We start from the raw sequence: 15142 nt of genomic DNA on the forward strand, positions 1-15142 counted from the left end.
ATCGTCGCTTGACCCTCCGTAAACAGTAACGGGCCTACGGCAATTAATAGGCCTTAGCCAAAAATGGCACCGCAGTTCGGCGCTCGCCGTCAAAAGAGGCGACGCGGTATCACTATGACTGCCGGGGGAAAGACGGAACCTAACCGGGGAATCGATGCACATCGGGGAACGTGGCAATCCCGACCACCCGCCTAACCAGCAACATCGGAAGGCAGGCAATCCGCAAGGAAAGCTGTTGGGTGTGGGGAATGGGAGGGTGCAAAAAGCGAATGGCTGTCTGTAATGGGCGGCATATCGATTGAAACATTATCGACAGGGGCAACCCTGGCTGACGTGCACCTGGTTTACGGGCGCATGATCTAGTGCTGATTTCCAGCGAAACGACCCTAGGGGTGACTTCAACCCCTAGGGGGAGAAGTCCGTCCCGAAGGTTACTGACCTGAGGAGGACTGTATGAATACGCAACCAGCAACACCGGTTTCGTCTGCGTCTCCTGACGGTGTGAAGGGCTGGCACGATCTCGATTGGGCCAAGATCCAAATCTCCGTTCGGAAAACGCAGTTGAAGATTGCGCAGGCAACAAAGGCTAGTGACTGGCGTAGGGTTAAACGTCTACAACGGTTACTGACCCATTCGTTTTATGGTCGCTGTTTGGCTGTAAGACGGGTGACTGAAAACCGGGGTCGCAAGACTCCGGGCGTCGATGGAGAAACCTGGGGGACGCCCCCAGCCAAGCTCTACGCCGCGAAGCGTCTATCGGAGAAACGAGGCTATCGGCCCAAACCGCTTCGGCGGGTGTGGATACCGAAGCCAGGAAAGAAGGAAAAGCGTCCACTAGGCATACCGACGATGTTTGATCGGGCCATGCAAGCGCTCTACTTAGCCGCCCTTGAGCCGGTTATCGAAAGCAGCAGCGATCCGAAAAGTTATGGCTTTAGGCCTGACCGATCAACGACTGATGCAATGGCCGAACTCTTCAACCTACTCTCACAGCGGACCTGTGCCCAGTGGATATTGGAAGGAGATATCAAGGGGTTCTTCGACAACATCAATCACGAGTGGCTGTGCCAGAACGTCCCTATGGACAAGAAGGTGCTGCGGCTGTGGTTGAAGGCCGGGGTAATCGACCGGCGACACTTCAAGGCTACGGAGGCCGGAACGCCACAAGGTGGGATCATCTCGCCCTGCTTGGCCAACGCCACACTAAATGGGTTGGAGTCTCAGCTTCGAACGTATTTGATTTCCAAGTTTGGGAAGAAAAGGGCGGAGAAGCTAAAGGTGCATGTGGTTAGGTATGCGGATGATTTCGTCATCACAGCGGATAGTAACGAGCTGTTGCGTGACGAAGTCCAACCATGGGTCGAGCTATTCCTGTCAGCACGAGGGGTCAAGCTGTCCTCTGAGAAAACTCATATCACTCACATCTACAAAGGCTTTGACTTTTTAGGGTGGAACTTTAGGAAGTATGTGCCGAGGTCGCCATATAAGCGTGCCAAGCTATTTATAAAACCGGCAAGAAAGAATGTTTCTGCATTCTATCGTAAGGTGAAAGAGATAGTGAGGAGCAGTGGTGCACTAACTCAGGGAGAGTTAATCGGACGCCTAAATCCGGTACTGAAAGGGTGGGCTAACTATCACTCTCCAGTGGTGGCAAAGAAGACCTTCAATAAGCTAGATAGCGACATTCACTGGCTATTGAAGCGGTGGGCGAAACGCAGACATCCAAGAAAACTGGCCGCATGGTGTGAAAACAAATACTTTCATGCAATCGGCACGCGGAACTGGGTGTTTGCATCCCTTCATAAGAGTAGTAAAGGAGAGCAGAAGCTCCGTCAGCTTTACAGATTGGCGGATACGGAGATTGTGCGGCACATGCACCTAGCGGTTGAGTACCAACCCTATGATGTGGAGCGCGAGCAGGAGTGGGAGAAGTTAAGGGTCAAACGGATGCAGCACAAGCTGCGTTATCGAAGACAAATACTTTATCTTTTCCGACGACAGCAAGGAAAATGCGCGCTGTGTGGTCACGCAATCACTAAAGAGACTGGATGGGACGATCACCATGTCATCAGACGGGTGGACGGCGGTCCAGACACTTTGAACAACCGTACACTTCTTCACCCAAGCTGCCACTCGCTGGTTCATAGCCGGCGGCATAAGGTAACCCTGCGATACAGCGGTCTTAAGTGTTAAGATCGTAGTCACAGTTGCCGGCCAGCTATTGGCTGGTTTTTCGTAAGCTTGAGCCGTGTGCGGTGAAAGTCGCCCGCACGGTTCTTAGGGGGCTCTGGATCAGATAATGATCCAGGGCTACCCGACTGGAAAGCCTTCATGACGTTCGATGAACAACGCTTCGGTGGGATCGCCCGGCTCTATGGGCAGGAGGCCGTCGAGCGCCTGGCCGCCAGTCACGTCGCCGTGGTCGGCATTGGCGGGGTAGGTTCCTGGGCTGCCGAAGCCCTGGCTCGCAGCGGTGTCGGTCGCATCAGCCTGTTCGATCTGGACGACGTCTGCGTCAGCAACACCAATCGCCAGGTGCACGCCCTGGAAGGCCAGGTGGGCCGGCCCAAGGTCATGGTGATGGCCGAGCGCATCCAGGCCATCAACCCGGCCTGCGAGGTGAAGGCGGTGGCGGACTTCGTCACCCGCGAGACCATGGCCGACTACATCACCGAGGATCTTGACCTGGTGCTGGACTGTATCGACAGCGTGGCCTCCAAGGCGGCGCTGATCGCCTGGTGCAAGAGGCGCAAGATCGCCATCGTCACCACTGGCGGCGCCGGCGGCCAGATCGACCCGACCCAGATCCAGGTGGTGGACCTCAATCGCACCTACAACGACCCTCTGGCCTCGCGGGTGCGTTCGCTGCTGCGTCGCGACTATGGCTTCTCGCGCAATCCCAGCCGCCACTACAGCGTGCCCTGCGTCTTTTCCACCGAGCAGCTGCGCTATCCCAAGCCGGACGGCAGCGTTTGCCAGCAGAAGAGTTTCGTCGGCGAAGGTGTGCGCCTGGACTGCGCCGGCGGCTTCGGCGCGGTGATGATGGTCACCGCCACCTTCGGCATGGTCGCCGCGGCCCGGGCTGTGGACAAGCTGATCCAGAAGCCGAAGAAGTAGCTTTTCGCAGGTTGGGCTGAGCGCAGCGAAGCCCAGCGCTGCCCAGGTCGAGCCCACATGTTGGGCTTCGGCGATGGAGCTGCCTCAGCCCAACCTTGTATCTCGACTACGGCCCCTTTGCGAGGTCATAGTCCCCGACTGATCATCGGGGGAGGATGGCAAGCCGTATCCACCCTTAAGCCTTTGAGCTTGCAACGTAGATTGGGCTGCCTCCTCCACACTCATCCATTAAGTCCGAACGGTATCTGGAGCCACAAGAGCTCGTATTACGCAAGGTTGGACAGGATGACGTGATCATCAAGACACCTTCGTGGAGGAGATCTCATGGCAGTGGTAGTGGGCATCGATATCGCCAAGCGCACCTTTGATCTGGCGATGCTGCAACCCAACGGCAAGTATCGAACCAAGGGCAAACTGGCTAACGACAAGGCAGGCTTCGCGGTCTTTGCCGACTGGCTGCAGCGGCATGCCGAACCGGACGCCTGGATCGTGATGGAGGCGACCGGCATCTACCACGAAGCCCTTGCCGAGCACTTTCATGCCTTGGGCTATCGGATCGCCATACTCAACCCTGCGCAGGTTGCCCGCTATGCACAAAGTCAGCTGCAGCGCAGCAAGACAGACAAGCTCGATGCCAAGCTGATTGCCACCTATGGCCAGCTGCATCTGGATCGACTACGGGCCTGGCAACCTGAGCCTCTGCCCTTGCGCCAACTCCGCGCGCTGACCCGACGCTTGGAAGATCTTCGATCGCTGCGGCAGATGGAGCTCAACCGACTCGAGGTCAGCCCGGAAAACGTCCAGGACTCGATCCGAGCAGTCCTGCAGCGGCTCGATGAACAGATTGCCTGGACGCTAGAGCAGATCAAACGGCACATCGACGATGATCCGGACCTGCGCGGCAAACGTGATCTGCTGGTGAGCATAGACGGCATCGCCGACAAGACCGCAGCCCTGATCCTAGCTGAGCTGGGCGATATCGGTCGCTTCACTCATGCCCGCGCCGTCACTGCCTTTGCGGGTCTGGATCCACGCTTGCAGGAGTCTGGCACCTATCGTGGCCGTACCTGTATCTCGCGTACGGGATCAGCCCGCTTGCGCACCGCGCTGTACCTGCCTGCCGTCGTGGCGTTGACCCATAACCCCGCGATCAAGGCGCAAGCCGAGCGCCTGAAAGCCAAGGGCAAGAAAGGGAAACAAACCGTCTGCGCCGCCATGCGCAAGCTGCTGAGCATCGCCTATGGCGTGCTCAAATCGGGCAAGCCTTTCGATCCTGCATTGGCAATTGCACACTGAGGTGGAAGACGGTATCTACGTTCTGGAGGGCGAAGGGACGCTTCGGTAGGTTGGGTTGAGCGCAGCGAAGCCCAACGCTGCCCAGGTCGAGCCCGCATGTTGGGCTTCGGCGATGGAGCTGCCTCAGCCCAACCTGCGTTCTGGAGGGCGATAGCTGCGTAGGGTGGACAACGGCGCAGCCTTGGCCACGCGGGGTGATGCCGGATGCCAGTGGAAAACGCTGCACGGTTTTCCACGCTACGGGCTTCGTTTGGCTAGACCCTCACCCCAGCCCCCGAGGGAGAGGGGGCAGTGTCGTGCCTCACATATCCTGCGGCGTTTCCCGGGTGTGGCGGTCGTCGGCGATGCGGGGACGTGCAGCTGCGTAGGGTGGACAACGGCGCAGCCTTGTCCACGCGGGGTGGTGCCGGATGCCAGTGGAAAACGCTGCGCGGTTTTCCACGCTACGGGCTTCGTTTGGCTAGATTCTCACCCCAACCCTCTCCCCGAGGGAGAGGGGGCAGTATCGTGCCTCACATATCCTGCGGCGTTTCCCGGGTGGGCCGGTCGTCGGCGATGGCGGGGACGTGCAGGCCGGTCTTGGCCAGTTGCTGGCCTTCCATCTGCGGCTGGGTGGTCCAGGTGAGGATGTCGTAGTAACGGCGCACGTTCTGCACGAATTCCACCGTCTCGCCGCCGCGGGCGTAGCCGTAGCGGGTCTTGCTGTACCACTGCTTTTGCGCCAGGCGCGGCAGCATCTTCTTCACGTCCAGCCAGCGATCCGGGTCCAGGCCCTGGGACTCGGCCAGGCGGCGGGCGTCGAGGATGTGGGCGATGCCGATGTTGTAGGTGGCCAGGGCGAACCAGGTGCGATCCGGTTCCTTGATGCTGTCCGGCAGGTCGTCGCGGATCTGGTCGAAGTACTTGGCGCCGCCGGTGATGCTCTGCTCAGGGTCCAAGCGGTTGGATACCCCCATGGCCTGGGCGGTGTTGTTGGTCAGCATCATCAGCCCGCGTACCCCGGTCTTGGAGGTGGCGTCCGGCGTCCACAGCGATTCCTGGTAGCCCATGGCGGCGAGCAGGCGCCAGTCCAGCTGGTGCTTCTGCGCCACCTTGCGGAAGTGCTTCTCGTACTTGGGCAGGCGCTCCTGCAGGTGCTGGGCGAAGGTGTAGGCACCGACGTAACCAAGCACGTCGACGTGGCCGTAGTAGCGCTCCTTGAGCTGCTGCAGGGTGCCGTCGCGGCGGACCTTGTCCAGGTAGGCGTTGACCGCATCGAGCAGGCTGTTGTCCTCGCCGGGTTGCAAGGCCCAGGCCTGGCCCTGGTTGTCGCCCAGGTCGAAGGCCACCCGCACGTTGGGGAAATACACCTGGTTCATGGCCAGCTCGTTGGAATCCACCAGGGTCAGGTCGATCTGGCCCTCGTCGACCATGCGCAGCAGGTCGCTGACCTCCACCTGATCGGATTCGTCGAAGGCCAGCCCCGGCACCTGGGCCTGCAGCGCTTTTAGTTGCTGGGCCTGGCTGCTGCCCTTGAGCACCAGGATGCGCTTGCCGACCATGTCCTTGGGCGTGCTGGGGCGAACGGTGCCGTTGCGATAGATGACCTGGGGCACCACGTCCAGATAGCTGCGGGAGAACTTGAGATTCTGGCGATTGACCGAGGGCGTGAGTCCGGCCGCGGCGATCACCGGCCCGTCCGGCGCGGTCAGGCGATTGAAGAGGTCGTCGAGGTTGTCGGCGGTGCTGATTTCCAGGCGCACCTTGAGGGATTCGGCGAAGCCCTTGACCAGTTCGTATTCGAAACCGGTCTCGCCGTTGCGGTCCTGGAAGTAGGTCGCCGGACTGTTGCGCGTCACCACGCGTAGCACACCCGCCTGCTGCACCTGCTCCAGCGCGGTCGGCTTGGGCGGCGCAGGCACGTCGGCCTCCCCGCAGCTCATGAGCAAGGCGAGGAAGGGCAGGGTAAGCCAGGCGAATCGCTTGAAGGCTCTATTCAAATGGGCTAGCTCGGCCATACGGCATCAAAACGGCACTGGCGCCTTGCTGACGCGCCTCATCGGTCGGCCCCTCCGGGCACTCGTTATGGTCGGGACGCTCCGCGCCACCGGTCCGGCCAAAGGCTCTATCCTGAGCCCAATGGGGAGCCGCGTCCATGGGGCGCGGCAGGCCGTAACGGCGGGCAGTATACGCGAGAAGTGGCAAAGCGCCCATTTTATACATACAAGGGTGGTGGTAAGGCTGCATGAACCCTCGTCGCCGGAAGGTGTCCCCGGCGCGCCTTTAGTCTAGAATGCACGGCCCCAAAGTGACTTGGCCCCGAGGCTGTCCCCGATGCTGATCCTGCGCGGCGCTCCCGCTCTTTCTTCGTTCCGTCACGGCAAACTTCTCGACCAGCTGACTCGCCTGGTTCCCGGTGTTTCCGGGCTCTATGCCGAGTTCGTTCATTTCGCCGAAGTCGCCGGCACCCTGAGCGCGGAGGAAGAGGGCATCCTCGGCCGACTGCTGCAATACGGCCCCAGCGTCCCCCAGCAGGAACCCAGCGGCGCGCTGTTCCTGATCGTGCCCCGCCTGGGCACCATTTCGCCTTGGTCGAGCAAGGCCACCGACATCGCCCACAACTGTGGCCTGGCGCAGATCGAGCGCCTGGAGCGCGGCGTGGCGTACTACGTTGCTGGCGAACTGGACGCCGCTGCCCACGAGCAGCTGGCCGCGGCCCTGCATGACCGCATGACCCAGCGCGTGCTGCCGACCCTGGACGCCGCCGCCGACATCTTCAGCCATGCCGCGCCCAAGCCGCTCACCGCGGTGGACGTGCTCGGCGGTGGTCACGCTGCCCTGGAGCAGGCCAATCTGGAGCTGGGCCTGGCCCTGGCCGAGGACGAGATCGACTACCTGGTCAAGAGCTTCACCGCCCTGGGGCGCAATCCCCATGACATCGAACTCATGATGTTCGCCCAGGCCAACTCCGAGCACTGCCGGCACAAGATCTTCAATGCCAGCTGGGATCTCGACGGCGAAAGCCAGGAGAAGTCGCTGTTCGGCATGATCAAGAACACCTACGAGATGAACCGCACCGGTGTGCTGTCCGCCTACAAGGACAACGCCGCGGTCATGGAAGGCTTCACCGCCGGGCGCTTCTACCCCGACGCCGAGTCCCGCGAATACGGGGCGCACAGCCAGCCCGTGCACATCCTGATGAAGGTGGAGACCCACAACCACCCGACCGCCATCGCCCCCTTCCCCGGCGCCTCCACTGGCTCCGGCGGTGAGATCCGCGACGAAGGTGCCACTGGTCGCGGCTCCAAGCCCAAGGCCGGCCTGACCGGCTTCACCGTCTCCAACCTGAACATCCCCGGTTTCGAGCAGCCCTGGGAGCAGCCCTACGGCAAGCCCGAGCGCATCGTCACCCCGCTGGACATCATGATCGAAGGCCCGCTGGGCGGCGCCGCCTTCAACAACGAATTCGGTCGTCCGGCCCTGGCCGGCTACTTCCGCACCTTCGAGCAGCAGGTCGAGACCCCGCGTGGTCCCGAGGTGCGTGGCTACCACAAGCCGATCATGCTCGCCGGCGGCCTGGGCAACATCCGCGCCGACCACGTGCAGAAGGGCGACATCTCGGTGGGCGGCAAGCTCATCGTGCTCGGTGGTCCGGCCATGCTGATCGGTCTGGGCGGCGGCGCCGCCTCGTCCATGTCCACCGGTGCCAGCTCCGCCGACCTGGATTTCGCCTCGGTGCAGCGCGAGAACCCGGAAATGGAGCGCCGCTGCCAGGAGGTCATCGACCGCTGCTGGCAGCTGGGCGAAAACAACCCCATCACCTTCATCCATGATGTAGGCGCGGGCGGCCTGTCCAACGCCTTCCCCGAATTGGTCAACGATGCCGGTCGCGGCGGCCGCTTCGAACTGCGCAACGTGCCGAACGACGAGCCAGGCATGAGCCCGCTGGAGATCTGGTGCAACGAGTCCCAGGAGCGCTATGTGCTCTCCGTGGACGCCGAGAACTTCGAGACCTTCAAGGCCATCTGCGAACGCGAGCGCTGCCCCTTCGCCGTGGTCGGCGAGGCCACCGAGGAGCGCCAGCTGACCGTGGCCGACAGCCACTTCGGCAACAACGCCGTGGACATGCCGCTGGACGTCCTGCTCGGCAAGCCGCCGCGCATGCACCGCAGCGCGACCCGTGAAGCCGAACTGGGCGACGCCTTCGACGGCGCCGGCCTGGACCTGACCGAGTCGGTCGAGCGTGTGCTGCGTCACCCGGCGGTGGCCAGCAAGAGCTTCCTGATCACCATCGGCGACCGCACCATCACCGGCCTGGTCGCCCGCGACCAGATGGTCGGCCCCTGGCAGGTCCCGGTAGCCGACTGCGCCGTGACCGCCACCAGCTTCGACGTCCACACCGGCGAAGCCATGGCCATGGGCGAGCGCACCCCGCTGGCGCTGCTCGACGCGCCCGCTTCCGGCCGCATGGCCATCGGCGAGACCATCACCAACCTGGCCGCTGCGCGCATCGAGAAGCTCGGCGACATCAAGCTCTCCGCCAACTGGATGGCCGCCGCCGGCCACCCGGGCGAAGACGCGCGCCTCTATGAAACCGTCAAGGCGGTAGGCATGGAGCTGTGCCCGGAGCTGGGCATCACCATCCCGGTCGGCAAGGACTCCATGTCCATGAAGACCCGCTGGCAGGACGGCGGCGAAGACAAGAGCGTCACCGCACCGCTGTCGCTGGTGATTACCGGCTTCGCCCCGGTGCAGGACATCCGTCGCACCCTGACCCCCCAGCTGCGCCTGGACAAGGGCCAGACCGACCTGATCCTCATCGACCTGGGTCGTGGCCAGAATCGCCTGGGCGGCTCCATCCTCGCCCAGACCCATGGCAAGCTCGGCCAGCAGGCTCCCGACGTCGACGAGGCCGAAGACCTCAAGGCCTTCTTCGCGGTGATCCAGGGCCTCAACCAGGATGGCCTGTTGCTGGCCTACCACGACCGTTCCGATGGTGGCCTCATCACCACCGTGGTGGAAATGGCCTTTGCCGGTCACTGCGGCCTGGCCCTGCGCCTGGACGCCCTGGCCGCCGACCGTGACGAACTGACCCGCGCGCTCTTCGCCGAAGAGCTGGGCGCCGTCATCCAGGTGCCCCAGGACTTCACCCACGAGGTGCTGGCCCAGTTCAGCGCGGCCGGTCTGGAAGATTGCGTGGCGGTGATCGGTAATCCGGTCAACGGCTACGAGATCAACATCCACTACCACGACGAGCACCTGTACCGGGCGGAGCGGCGCATGCTGCAGCGCGTCTGGAGCGAGACCAGCTTCCAGATCCAGCGCCTGCGCGACAACGCCGACTGCGCCCAGCAGGAATTCGATGCCCTGCTGGAAGAGGATCATCCGGGTCTGTCGGCCAAGCTGGCCTATGATCCCAACGAGGACATCTGCGCCCCCTACATCAAGAAGGGCGTGCGGCCCCAGGTCGCCATCCTGCGGGAGCAGGGCGTCAACGGTCAGGTGGAGATGGGCGCGGCCTTCGATCGCGCCGGCTTCGCCGCCATCGACGTGCACATGAGCGACATCCTCTCCGGTCGCATCGACCTGGCGGACTTCAAGGGCGTGGTCGCCTGTGGCGGCTTCTCCTATGGCGACGTGCTCGGCGCCGGCGGTGGCTGGGCCAAGTCCATCCTGTTCAACGCCCGCGCCCGTGACGGCTTCCAGCAGTTCTTCGAGCGCACCGACACCTTTACCCTGGGCGTGTGCAACGGCTGCCAGATGGTCGCCAACCTGCGCGAGCTGGTGCCCGGCAGCGAATTCTGGCCGCGCTTCGTGCGCAACCGCTCCGAGCAGTTCGAGGCGCGGGTGGCCATGGTCCAGGTGCAGGATTCGCCCTCCCTGTTCCTCGCCGGGATGGCCGGGTCGCGGCTGCCCATCGCCATCGCCCACGGCGAAGGCTTCGCTGAATACCCGAATCAGCAGGCCCTGGTTGCCGCCGATGTCTCCGGCACCGTGGCGCTTCGCTACGTGGACGGTCACAGCAAGGTCACCGAGGCCTACCCGGCCAACCCCAACGGTTCGCCGCTGGGCATCACCGGTCTGTCCAGCCAGGACGGTCGCGTGCTGTTGATGATGCCGCACCCCGAGCGCTGCTTCCGCGCCGTGCAGAACTCCTGGATCCCGGCCGATTGGCAGGGCGAGGACGGTGGCTGGATGCGCCTGTTCCGCAACGCCCGGGTCTGGGTGGACTGAGTCCACGGCTTGCGCCTGACGAAACCCGCGCCTCGGCGCGGGTTTCGTCTTTCTGGGAAGGGCTTAAGCTGAAGGGACCGTCCAGCGTCTCCGGAGTCCTCGATGTTCAAGCTGTGTTTCTATGTTCCCGACTCGCACCTCGATGCCGTCAAGCAGGCGATCTTTGCTGTCGGCGGTGGCCGCATCGGGCTCTATGACAGTTGCTGCTGGCAGGTCCAGGGCCTCGGTCAGTTCCGTCCACTGGCAGGCAGCCAGCCGCACCTGGGCGAGCAGGGCAGTCTCGAACAGCTAACGGAATGGCGAGTGGAGCTGGTACTGGGCGATGAGCAGGTCGCCCGTCAGGCCGTGGCGGCGCTCAAGGAGGCACATCCCTATGAAACGCCGGCCTACGACGTGGTGCAGGTGCTGGATTTCTAGCTGTCAGGGATAGCCGAGAACGGTCTTGATCCGCGCAAGCTCACGCTCCACCCAGCGTGGATCCACCGCGCCCCAATCGCGGATCTCGTAGCCGCCCGCGTTGTTGCGCGCGCCGTCGCCCTGCACGAACTGACAGTTGATATCCAGATCGGCCAGGGCCAGCAGGGTGTCCTGGGCCGTACGCCGCGGCATGCCGGTGGCGGCCATCAGCGCGGGTACGCTGGTGGCGGTGCCGCTGGCCACCAGCCAGGCCACATAGAGCCGGCGATAGAAGCTGGTCTTGGTCTTGCTTACGTCCATGAAAATCTTCCGGTCAAGAAAAAGCCCACCGCGAGGGTGGGCTTCAGGGGCATCAGAGGGTGGCAATGCGCTGCCGCTGTTCCACCATCTTGGCCAGGGCCTGCTCGGCTTCGGCCAGTTTGGCGCGCTCCTTCTCCAGCACCTCGGCCGGGGCCTTGGCGACGAAGCCTTCGTTGGCCAGCTTGCCGCCGACGCGCTTGACCTCGCCCTCCAGGCGGCCGATCTCCTTGTCCAGGCGCGTAAGTTCCGCGTCCTTGTCGATCAGCCCGGCCATGGGCACCAGCACTTCCATCTCACCCACCAGGGTGGTGGCGGACATCGGTGCTTCCTCGCCGGCGGCCAGGACGCGGACCGATTCCAGCTTGGCCAGCTTGTTCAGCAGCGGCTCGAAGTCGGCCAGGCGACGCTGGTCCTCGGCACTGGTGTTGGCGACGATGATGTCGATGCGCTTGGCCATGGAGATCTTCATCTCGCCACGGATCTGCCGCACGCCCAGCATCAGCGCCTTGACCCACTCGATGTCGCCTTCGGCGGCGGCGTCGATGCGCGCCTCGTTGGCCACCGGCCAGGGCTGGAGCATCAGGGTCTCGCCCTGGACACCGGCCGGCGCCTTGAGGCGCTGCCAGATTTCCTCGGTGATGAAGGGCATGAAGGGATGCGCCAGGCGCAGTACCACTTCCAGGACCCGCGCCAGGGTGCGGCGGGTGCCACGCTGACGCTCGATGGAGGCGTTCTCGTCCCACAGCACCGGCTTGACCAGTTCCAGGTACCAGGCGCAGTACTCGTCCCAGACGAATTCATAGAGGGCCTGGGTAGCCAGGTCGAAGCGGAAGGCGTCGAGCTGACGGGTCACCTCGGCCTCGGTGCGCTGCAGCTGGGAGATGATCCAGCGATCCACCGAGGAGAGCTCCACGGGTTCGTCATTGACGCCGGTGTCCTGGCCTTCGACGTTCTCCATGACGAAGTTCGCCGCGTTCCACAGCTTGTTGCAGAAGTTGCGATAGCCCTCGACGCGACCCATGTCGAACTTGACGTCGCGGCCGGTGGTGGCCAGGGAACAGAAGGTGAATCTCAGGGCGTCGGTGCCGTAGCTGGCGATGCCATCCGGGAATTCGGCGCGGGTCTGCTTGGCGATCTTCTCGGCCAGCTTGGGCTGCATCAGGCCACTGGTGCGCTTCTGCAGCAGGGTCTCCAGGTCGATGCCGTCGACGATGTCCAGCGGATCGAGCACGTTGCCCTTGGACTTGGACATCTTCTGGCCCTGGCCATCGCGGACCAGGCCGTGGACGTAGACGGTCTTGAAGGGGATCTGCCCGGTCAGGTGGGTGGACAGCATGATCATCCGGGCGACCCAGAAGAAGATGATGTCGAAGCCGGTGACCAGCACGTCGGTGGGATGGAAGGTCTTCAGCGCCTCGGTCTGCTCGGGCCAGCCCAGGGTGGAGAAGGTCCAGAGACCGGAGCTGAACCAGGTATCCAGGACGTCATCGTCCTGGCGCAGGGCGATGTCACCGAGGTTGTGCTTGGCGCGTACCTCGGCTTCGTCACGGCCGACATAGACGTTGCCGGCCTGGTCGTACCAGGCGGGAATGCGGTGGCCCCACCAGAGCTGGCGGCTGATGCACCAGTCCTGGATGTCACGCATCCAGCTGAAGTACATGTTCTCGTATTGCTTGGGCACGAACTGCACCTCGCCGCTCTCGACCACGCCGATGGCCTTCTCGGCCAGGGGCTTGGTGGAGACGTACCACTGGTCGGTCAGCCAGGGCTCGATCACGGTGCCGGAACGGTCGCCCTTGGGCACCTTGAGGGCGTGGTCCTCGATCTTCTCCAGGCGGCCAGCGGCGTCCAGGTCGGCGACGATACGCTTGCGCGCCTCGAAGCGGTCCAGGCCGGCGTAGGCCGCGGGCAGGGTGGCGTCGAACATGCCGTTGACGCTGCCGTCCAGGTTGAACACCTGGGCGCCAGGCAGGATGGCCGCGTCGGCGTCGAAGACGTTGATCAGCGGCAGGTTGTGGCGCTTGCCGACTTCATAGTCGTTGAAGTCGTGGGCCGGGGTGATCTTGACGCAGCCGGTGCCGAATTCGGGGTCGCAATAGTCGTCGCCGACAATGGGGATGCGGCGGCCCACCAGGGGCAGTTCGACGTACTGGCCGATCAGATCCTTGTAGCGTGGATCTTCCGGATGCACGGCCACGGCGGCATCGCCCAGCAGGGTCTCGGGGCGGGTGGTGGCGACCACCAGGTGATCCATGCCTTCGGCGGTGCGGGCGCCGTCCGCCAGGGGATAGCGCAGGTGCCAGAGGTGGCCCTTCTCGTCATGGCTTTCCACTTCCAGGTCGGAAATGGCGGTGTGCAGCTTGGTGTCCCAGTTGACCAGGCGCTTGCCGCGATAGATCAGGCCGTCCTCGTGCAGGCGTACGAAGGCTTCCTTGACCGCCTCTGAGAGGCCGTCGTCCATGGTGAAGCGTTCGCGCGACCAGTCCACCGAGGAGCCCAGGCGGCGGATCTGCCGGCTGATGTTGCCACCCGATTCGTTCTTCCATTCCCAGACCTTTTCCAGGAATTTTTCCCGGCCCAGGTCATGGCGCGACAGGCCCTCGGCACCGATGCGGCGCTCCACCAGCATCTGGGTGGCGATGCCGGCGTGGTCGGTGCCCGGCTGCCAGAGGGTGTTGCGACCCTGCATGCGGCGGAAGCGGATCAGGGCATCCATGATGGCATTGTTGAAGCCATGGCCCATGTGCAGGCTGCCGGTCACGTTCGGCGGCGGGATCATGATGGTGTAGGGCTCGCCCGACCCCTGGGGCGCGAAGTAGCCCTGGCGTTCCCAGGTCTGGTACCAGGAGGTTTCGATGGCGTGCGGCTGGTAGGTCTTGTCCATGGAGGGGGCTTTTGTCGCTGGAAGAGGAAAGCCTCCGAGTATAGCGACTCCAGCCCGCCGACGGCAGGGCGCCTTGCCTGTCGGCTCAGGAGCGTTGCAGGAGTTCTTCCAGGCGTTGTGCCAGGCGGTGCTGCAGTTCGGCTTCCAGGCGCGGCAGCTGCTCGTCGAGCAGTTCCTGCAGGATGGCCGGTGCCTCCTGGCGTAGGCGGACGTGGGCCAGGTCTTCGCGCGGCGCGCTGGGCGTCACGTCTTCGATGGGCTCCGGCACGATCTGGTCGAGCAGCGGCGGAATGGCCTTGAGCCGCTCGGCGCTGGGGGCGATGACATCGGACAGGATGGGGATACCGTCGGCGCTGCTCGGCTGGACCGTGTTACGGCTCTTGTCGAGCACCTGGCGGATGGCTTCGAGGTCTTGCAGGACGTGCGCGGGAGGCTTGGTGCTGGTCATGGATATCAGACACGCGACAACTGATGGTCCTGTAGAGCATAGCCAAGCTTGCGGTAGAAGCGAAAACCTTCGCGCATCGCTTGCCGCACGTCGGGGGCCTCGACGACCACCTCGGCGATCCGGGCGAAACCCGCGTGGCAGGGCGGTGGGGCCAGGGTCAGGTTGATCAGCAGTTCGCCCGTCTGCTCGGCGGGCGTGGTCAGGCCCAGCACCACCGGACTGTCACTGGCGGTTTCCGCCAAGTCGTGGGGAATGAAGCTGTCGGGACGGAAGGCCCATAGCTGTTCGTCCAGGCGCTGACGCTGCTCCGTGTCGGCGCAATGCACATAGACCGGCATGCCCTGCTTCCAGGCCTTGTCCACCAGCCGGCAGGCAAAGGCCAGCCGCGCCGCGGGATCGGTGGAGGGCAAGACGTAGAAATCGACACGGGTCATGGAGGATCACGCAGAGAAGAGGGAAACGGCAAG

General features: G+C 63.5%; 10 protein-coding genes. 5 read left to right on the forward strand and 5 right to left on the reverse strand.

Annotation, left to right across the window (positions count from 1 at the left end; translation table 11 throughout):
- The first annotated feature begins 453 nt into the window (after positions 1 to 453).
- From ltrA to ACWPW1_RS05715, 3 genes are all read left to right on the forward strand, one after another.
- Entirely contained in the window at positions 454 to 2193 is a 1740-nt protein-coding gene (gene ltrA / locus ACWPW1_RS05705) for a group II intron reverse transcriptase/maturase (RefSeq protein ID WP_145152957.1), read from the forward strand.
- Between the two features lie 138 nt (positions 2194 to 2331).
- Complete coding sequence (tcdA, locus tag ACWPW1_RS05710) at positions 2332 to 3117, forward strand: tRNA cyclic N6-threonylcarbamoyladenosine(37) synthase TcdA (protein WP_454252527.1); 786 nt, start codon at positions 2332 to 2334, stop codon at positions 3115 to 3117.
- Positions 3118 to 3453: 336 nt separating this feature from the next.
- Positions 3454 to 4413 (forward strand): IS110 family transposase, encoded by a 960-nt coding sequence (locus tag ACWPW1_RS05715; protein ID WP_454252528.1) that lies wholly within the window; start codon positions 3454 to 3456, stop codon positions 4411 to 4413.
- 512 nt (positions 4414 to 4925) lie between these two features.
- On the opposite strand, the gene mltF is transcribed toward ACWPW1_RS05715, so the two are convergent.
- Complete coding sequence (gene mltF, locus ACWPW1_RS05720) at positions 4926 to 6410, reverse strand: membrane-bound lytic murein transglycosylase MltF (protein ID WP_454252529.1); 1485 nt, start codon at positions 6408 to 6410, stop codon at positions 4926 to 4928.
- 316 nt (positions 6411 to 6726) lie between these two features.
- Here mltF and purL point away from each other — a divergent pair, with 316 nt between their 5' ends.
- Both purL and ACWPW1_RS05730 read left to right on the forward strand, forming a co-directional pair.
- Positions 6727 to 10626 (forward strand): phosphoribosylformylglycinamidine synthase, encoded by a 3900-nt coding sequence (gene purL, locus ACWPW1_RS05725; RefSeq protein ID WP_454252530.1) that lies wholly within the window; start codon positions 6727 to 6729, stop codon positions 10624 to 10626.
- 102 nt (positions 10627 to 10728) lie between these two features.
- A complete protein-coding gene (locus ACWPW1_RS05730) occupies positions 10729 to 11043 on the forward strand; it encodes an NGG1p interacting factor NIF3 (RefSeq protein ID WP_454252531.1) in 315 nt (104 codons plus the stop codon).
- Positions 11044 to 11046: 3 nt separating this feature from the next.
- Here the strand turns inward: ACWPW1_RS05730 and ACWPW1_RS05735 are convergent, their stop codons facing one another.
- The 4 genes from ACWPW1_RS05735 to ACWPW1_RS05750 form a co-directional block, all read right to left on the reverse strand.
- Positions 11047 to 11343, reverse strand: coding sequence for a winged helix-turn-helix domain-containing protein (locus ACWPW1_RS05735; RefSeq protein WP_454252532.1), 297 nt, complete (start codon positions 11341 to 11343; stop codon positions 11047 to 11049).
- Between the two features lie 52 nt (positions 11344 to 11395).
- The gene (locus ACWPW1_RS05740; protein ID WP_454252533.1) at positions 11396 to 14227 is read right to left on the reverse strand and encodes a valine--tRNA ligase; all 2832 of its coding nucleotides are present in this window, start codon (positions 14225 to 14227) and stop codon (positions 11396 to 11398) included.
- A gap of 85 nt (positions 14228 to 14312) precedes the next feature.
- Positions 14313 to 14675: a hypothetical protein gene (locus tag ACWPW1_RS05745; protein ID WP_454252534.1), complete on the reverse strand. Its 363-nt coding sequence runs from the start codon at positions 14673 to 14675 to the stop codon at positions 14313 to 14315.
- Between the two features lie 5 nt (positions 14676 to 14680).
- The gene (locus ACWPW1_RS05750) at positions 14681 to 15109 is read right to left on the reverse strand and encodes a DNA polymerase III subunit chi (protein ID WP_059313854.1); all 429 of its coding nucleotides are present in this window, start codon (positions 15107 to 15109) and stop codon (positions 14681 to 14683) included.
- Positions 15110 to 15142 lie beyond the last annotated feature (33 nt).

Source organism: Pseudomonas sp. Marseille-Q7302 (assembly GCF_965111925.1).